This is a genomic window from Acinetobacter sp. WCHAc060042, from assembly GCF_003231195.1.
Taxonomy (GTDB): domain Bacteria; phylum Pseudomonadota; class Gammaproteobacteria; order Pseudomonadales; family Moraxellaceae; genus Acinetobacter.
This window is the reverse complement of sequence record NZ_QKVN01000079.1, coordinates 1-5,222: the sequence shown is the minus strand read 5'-3', so window position 1 is coordinate 5,222 and position 5,222 is coordinate 1. Positions and strand designations below refer to the sequence as shown.

The 5,222-nt window shown below is 36.2% G+C and carries 7 protein-coding genes and 1 pseudogene; 3 read left to right on the top strand and 5 right to left on the bottom strand.

Annotation, left to right across the window (positions count from 1 at the left end; translation table 11 throughout):
* Positions 1-31 precede the first annotated feature (31 nt).
* Positions 32-259: a hypothetical protein gene (locus DPG01_RS18085; protein ID WP_004646177.1), complete on the bottom strand. Its 228-nt coding sequence runs from the start codon at positions 257-259 to the stop codon at positions 32-34.
* Between the two features lie 117 nt (positions 260-376).
* Positions 377-2,455: a polyphosphate kinase 1 gene (ppk1, locus tag DPG01_RS18080; protein WP_110975974.1), complete on the bottom strand. Its 2,079-nt coding sequence runs from the start codon at positions 2,453-2,455 to the stop codon at positions 377-379.
* Between the two features lie 324 nt (positions 2,456-2,779).
* Here ppk1 and DPG01_RS18075 point away from each other — a divergent pair.
* Positions 2,780-3,193 (top strand): annotated as a pseudogene (locus DPG01_RS18075) (integrase core domain-containing protein); the annotation flags it as partial.
* A 66-nt stretch (positions 3,194-3,259) separates the two neighbouring features.
* Here the strand turns inward: DPG01_RS18075 and DPG01_RS18070 are convergent.
* Both DPG01_RS18070 and DPG01_RS18065 read right to left on the bottom strand, forming a co-directional pair.
* Positions 3,260-3,691, bottom strand: a complete 432-nt coding sequence (locus DPG01_RS18070) for a MarR family winged helix-turn-helix transcriptional regulator (protein ID WP_000042163.1) — start codon at positions 3,689-3,691, stop codon at positions 3,260-3,262.
* Between the two features lie 6 nt (positions 3,692-3,697).
* On the bottom strand, positions 3,698-4,126 hold the full coding sequence (locus DPG01_RS18065) for an organic hydroperoxide resistance protein (protein WP_004786455.1): 429 nt from the start codon (positions 4,124-4,126) through the stop codon (positions 3,698-3,700).
* A gap of 177 nt (positions 4,127-4,303) precedes the next feature.
* Between DPG01_RS18065 and DPG01_RS18060 the strand changes: the two genes are divergently transcribed.
* Complete coding sequence (locus tag DPG01_RS18060; RefSeq protein ID WP_004812233.1) at positions 4,304-4,552, top strand: type II toxin-antitoxin system HicA family toxin; 249 nt, start codon at positions 4,304-4,306, stop codon at positions 4,550-4,552.
* Positions 4,549-4,881, top strand: coding sequence for a type II toxin-antitoxin system HicB family antitoxin (locus DPG01_RS18055; protein ID WP_004812232.1), 333 nt, complete (start codon positions 4,549-4,551; stop codon positions 4,879-4,881). Before DPG01_RS18060 ends, DPG01_RS18055 begins: the two co-directional genes overlap by 4 nt.
* Before the next feature lie 128 nt (positions 4,882-5,009).
* Here the strand turns inward: DPG01_RS18055 and DPG01_RS18050 are convergent.
* A partial coding sequence (locus DPG01_RS18050; protein WP_416346139.1) for an arsenic resistance protein occupies positions 5,010-5,222 on the bottom strand: 213 nt, incomplete at its 5' end.

The following is a 5,222-nucleotide window of genomic DNA, read 5'->3' as shown; positions in this document are numbered from 1 at the left end:
AACAAGTGGGACCACCTCTGTTTGGTACTTCTTACTTTATTTTAAAATGATGTTTCTCAGGAATAAGTTTTATTTTTATCGATTTATAAAGTCGCTCTTCAGAATTTTCTGCTGATTTTGTCACTTTATCAGCAAATTTCTGATCAGACATAAGCATGGCATATGTTTTATAACCTATTTCAAGCGCTTGTGTTTTATTGCCTTCTTCTTCGAACTGTTCAATTAATTTGTTGATCTTTTTAACACTGATATCATTCATGTAATTGACTCATTCCCACTTGATTTTTACTTTAGGGTTGTATTGTTACAGTTTAGTTAAAATAAGTTTAAATCATTGCAAATGATTGTCATTTATACAATGACTTGAAATTTTTCGTTAAATAATTTGATTCATTAATTGTTGCTGGGCAATATGGACTGCCTGTCCATTGCCAGCCTGACATTGTATCCAGGTACCATCGGCTTGTAATTCCCATGCACGCCGATTATCTTGAAGATAATTCATTAAGCCCTCTTCCAGAATTTGTTTACGAAGTTTTTTATCTTCGATTGGGAAACAGGTCTCGATGCGAGAGAATAAATTACGCCCCATCCAATCTGCACTGGCGCAAAAAAGTTTACTTTCACCCTGATGGTAAAAATAATAAACCCGGGTATGTTCTAAAAAACGTCCCACAATTGAGCGGACTCGAATATTTTCAGAAAGTCCTTTCACTTGTGGGCGTAAGCAGCAAATTGAACGGATAATCAAATCGATTTGAACGCCCGCTTGAGACGCTCTATACAGAGCATCAATTAGTTGAGATTCAGTTAAGGCGTTGACTTTAATAATAATCTGCGCTTTTTTGCCCGCTTTGCTATTTTCAGTTTCATTTTCAATGAGTTCAATCAATTGAGAATGCAGAGTAAATGGTGCATGAAAAAGTTTTTTCAATTTGACCATTTTCCCCATACCTGTGAGCTCCTGGAAGACTTTATGGACATCTTCACAAATATCAGCATCACTGGTCAGTAGTCCATAATCAGTATAGATTTTGGCATTCATTGCATGATAGTTACCTGTGCCTAAATGAACATAACGTTTAATCTTGTCTACTTCACGACGCACGATCAGAATCATTTTGGCGTGGGTTTTATAACCAACGATCCCATATACAACAACCGCCCCAGCTTCTTGTAATAGATTGGCAACTTCGATATTTGACTCCTCATCAAAGCGAGCACGTAATTCAATCACTGCTGTGACTTCCTTACCATTTCGTGCTGCTTCAGCAAGGACTTGCACAATTTCAGAATCTACACCACTACGATAAAGGGTTTGTTTTATGGCTAACACATGTGGATCACGGGCTGCCTCTTTCAGTAGCTTAATGACCGGAGCAAAAGAGTGAAAAGGGTGATGTAATAAAACATCTTCGGTTTTTAATACCTCAAATATGGATTTTTTCCCATACAACACTTTCGGTAATTTTTGTACATGGGAAGGAAAACGTAACTCAGGCAAATTAAAGTTCGATATAAAGCGCGCCAGATTAAGCGGGCCATCAATACGATAGAGTTGCTCTTGCTTAAGATCAAATTGTCCAAGTAAATAATCAATAATATTTTCAGGGCAATTTTTAGTCACCTCAAGTCTTACAGCCCGACCAAAGCGTCGTGAGGATAGTTCATCTTTTAAGGCAATTGCTAAGTCTTCAACATCTTCTGAGATAGTTAAATCTGCATTACGTGTGACCCGAAATTGATAACATCCAGTGGTGGTCACCCCTGGAAATAATTCATGAAGATGTTGCTGAATAATGGCTGAAAGTAGAATGTAGTGTTCATCCTCACCAGAAATATTTTTAGGTAACTTCACTAATCTAGGTAATGATCGTGGTGCTGGAACAATCGCTAAATTAATTTTTCGTCCAAAGGCATCGTTGCCTTCCAAAGTGACAATAAAATTTAAGCTTTTATTGGCTAAACGAGGAAAAGGGTGTGCGGGGTCTAGACTGATAGGCGTGACCACAGGTTGAACTTCATGATGAAAATAATTTTTAATCCATTCTTTATGTTTTTCAAGGATGTCACCATACTGAATGAAATGAACGCCATGTCCTTGCAGTTGTGGTAAGAGATTATAATTAAGAATTTTATACTGTTCTTCGACAGCTTCGTGTGCAAGTTTGGAAATGGTGGTGACTATATCTGAGAGTAGTAAGTCATCTGGATGAGTTCTAGCATGATCTGAAAGTTCAATTTGTTGCATTAAACTGGCAACTCGTATTTGAAAAAATTCATCCAGATTACTTGAAAAAATAATTAAAAAATTGAGTCGTTCAAGTAAAGGATATTCAGTATCTTTCGCCTGTGCCAATACTCGCTTATGAAATTCAAGTAAGGAAAGGTCCCGATTAATATAAGTTTTTAATGTATGTATGGAAGAATTTGAAGGCACATTTAAAGCAGTCATTTATGGCTCTTATAAAGTTAGATTGCAGCGCTGAAGGAAGCTAATAAAAATTCTTTTAAAGCCTTTGAAAGAGGTTAATTAATTCTGCAAGAAGGCTAAGAATTTAATTTTATTCAATTAAGTATTCTGTGACTGCTTCATGACATTTTTATGACATCGTATTGTATTGTTATTTCATGTGGGTAATATTTAGACTTTTATCTGAGTTTGGCTTTGTTGCACAAAGATTTCATAACTATATGATTTTAAAAGTTTTGATTATTTTTTGATCCAAAATTAAATTTATTTAAATCAGATGCTTACATATTTATGCAACAAAGCCGCTGGAAAGTATCAACACGTATGAATACAGATATGGTGCTTGATGCGCTGGAGCAAGCATTGCATGACCGAGGTATGCCAAAGAATGTGATTCATCATTCCGATAGAGGTGTTCAATATCTTTCTATTCGCTATACCAATCGTTTAGAAGCTGCAAATTTACGAGCATCAGTCGGTACAACGGGTGACTCATACGATAATGCTCTGGCTGAAACAGTGAATGGCTTATACAAAACAGAGGTGATTGAATATTTAAAAGCAGATTGGCAAGGTTTAGCAGATGTACAACTTGCGACACTAAACTGGGTAGATTGGTTCAACAAAAAGCGTGTACACAGTGCACTGGGTTATGTATCGCCTTTTGAGTTTGAAGCAATGTACTATGATAAGATTAACCCGTTAGGTCAGGTGGCCTAACTTAAATAAAAAGTCTCCGACAAACCCGGTACGGTTCAGGCTTCCATTATCAGATATTAAGAGGTCTCAAATTCTTTCTGATAATAGATTAACTAATACTTTTAATTCATCTCGTAATTGATTTAAGTTATCAAACTCAATGTTCTTGGTAAGCTCTTTAGGAATCTTTTCTGCTTCAGCAGATAAGTCTCGCCCTTTATCTTTTAATGAAATAAGAACTCGTCTTTCATCATTAGGATCACGTGATCGATTAATTAGACCAGATGTCTCCATTCTTTTTAATAGTGGGGTTAATGTTCCACTATCAAGATGTAAAATTTGTCCAAGATCACCCACACTTACACATTCTTTTTCCCACAAAACCAACATCACTAAATATTGAGGATAAGTGAGTCCGAGAGGTGTAAGAAAAGGGCGATAAGCTTTTACGATTAAATTAGATGCAGCATAAATAGGAAAACATAGTTGCTCATCTAAGCAAAGCTGATTCTTGGACATAGCTTTTTATTTGGTATAGACAGTGGTAGACACCTGTATATTACCTCGAATAGCATTGGAATAAGGACATACTTGATGCGTTTGTTCCACGATTTTCTCTGCATCAGCTTGTGAAATACCTGAAAGCGTGACATCTAAGTGTACTGTCAAGGCAAATCCACCATTGCCATTAGCAACCATTCCAACAGTACTCAGGACCTCTACATCGTTATCACGGATTTTATATTCTTTATTGCTACGAGTTACATGGATCACTGCATTTCCAAAGCATGCAGCATAGCCAGCTGCAAATAATTGTTCAGGATTCGTTGCATCACCTTTACCACCTAATTCTTTTGGCAAAGCCAATTTTAGTTCTAAGATACCATCTTCACTACGAATATTTCCTGAACGTCCACCGATTGCTTTAACCTGGGTAGAATAAAGATTACTCATTTTGATTACCTTTAAATAAATACATTGTGTGCAATATAATTGCACACAATGTATTTATGTCAACTGTTTTTTATATTCCATTTAACATAATGGTTGTTATATGAAATGCAACTAAATTCAGTTGCATTTTTTAATTTCAGGGGACTATACTTAGTCGTAACTGAGTAGGGCTAAAATATGGGTAAAACGGAAAAGTTATTGGAAAAATTTGGAAATTCAAAAAATACGTTTCCATATAAAGATTTAGTCGTTTTACTGAGCCAGCTCGGCTATGAAAAATTTGAAATGGCAGGCTCTCGTGTTCGGTTTTTTAATGAAAAAACTGAACATATGATTTTACTGCATAGACCACACCCTGAAAATGAAATCAAAGGTGGGGCATTGAAAGCTGTAAAACAGGCACTCAAGCAGGAGGGATTTTTATGAGCTATTTAAAATACAAAGGTTATCTCGGAACAATTGAGCCTGATCTTGAAACAGGTGAGTTATTTGGAAAACTTGCTTTTATTCGTGATCTTATCACCTATGAAGCGGAAACTTTAAAAGCCCTTGAGAAAGCTTTTCAGGAATCTGTAGACGGCTATTTAGAATCATGTGCTGAACTAGGAAAATCTCCTGATCAACCATTCAAAGGCACTTTTAATGTCCGTATTAGCCCTGAATTGCACCGTAAGGCGGTTTTAGCATCAAGTAATTCTCTAAATGCCTTTGTCAGTGATGCGATTCAAGAAAAGTTAATGCGTTTAGGTGCGTAATTTATTGAAGCCTAGGCTACTACCTAAAAATTGAAAAACTCAGCAAAAATGGGAGCTTAAAGCTCCCATTTTTAGTTTTGTATAAGGTGTATTATGTTAATTTTAGGAAATCTAAATACTCTTTTGATTCATACTTCTTTAAAAACTTTTTTTCTAAGCCATAGCGAAACTGTCACTAAGGCAATCAATACAGGCACTTCAACAAGCGGTCCAATCACTGTTGTGAAAGCTACAGGTGAAGCTAATCCAAAAGTGGCAATCGCTACAGCCAGTGCTAATTCAAAATTATTGCCTGCCGCAGTAAAGGAAATAGCAGTCGTTTTGGCACTGTTGCAAATAGA

Coding starts and splice junctions, on each gene's coding strand:
- DPG01_RS18085 (WP_004646177.1), bottom strand. CDS start 259: ATGAATGATATCAGTGTTAAAAAGATCAACAAATTAATTGAACAGTTC.
- ppk1 (WP_110975974.1), bottom strand. CDS start 2,455: ATGACTGCTTTAAATGTGCCTTCAAATTCTTCCATACATACATTAAAA.
- DPG01_RS18070 (WP_000042163.1), bottom strand. CDS start 3,691: ATGTCCAAGAATCAGCTTTGCTTAGATGAGCAACTATGTTTTCCTATT.
- DPG01_RS18065 (WP_004786455.1), bottom strand. CDS start 4,126: ATGAGTAATCTTTATTCTACCCAGGTTAAAGCAATCGGTGGACGTTCA.
- DPG01_RS18060 (WP_004812233.1), top strand. CDS start 4,304: ATGGGTAAAACGGAAAAGTTATTGGAAAAATTTGGAAATTCAAAAAAT.
- DPG01_RS18055 (WP_004812232.1), top strand. CDS start 4,549: ATGAGCTATTTAAAATACAAAGGTTATCTCGGAACAATTGAGCCTGAT.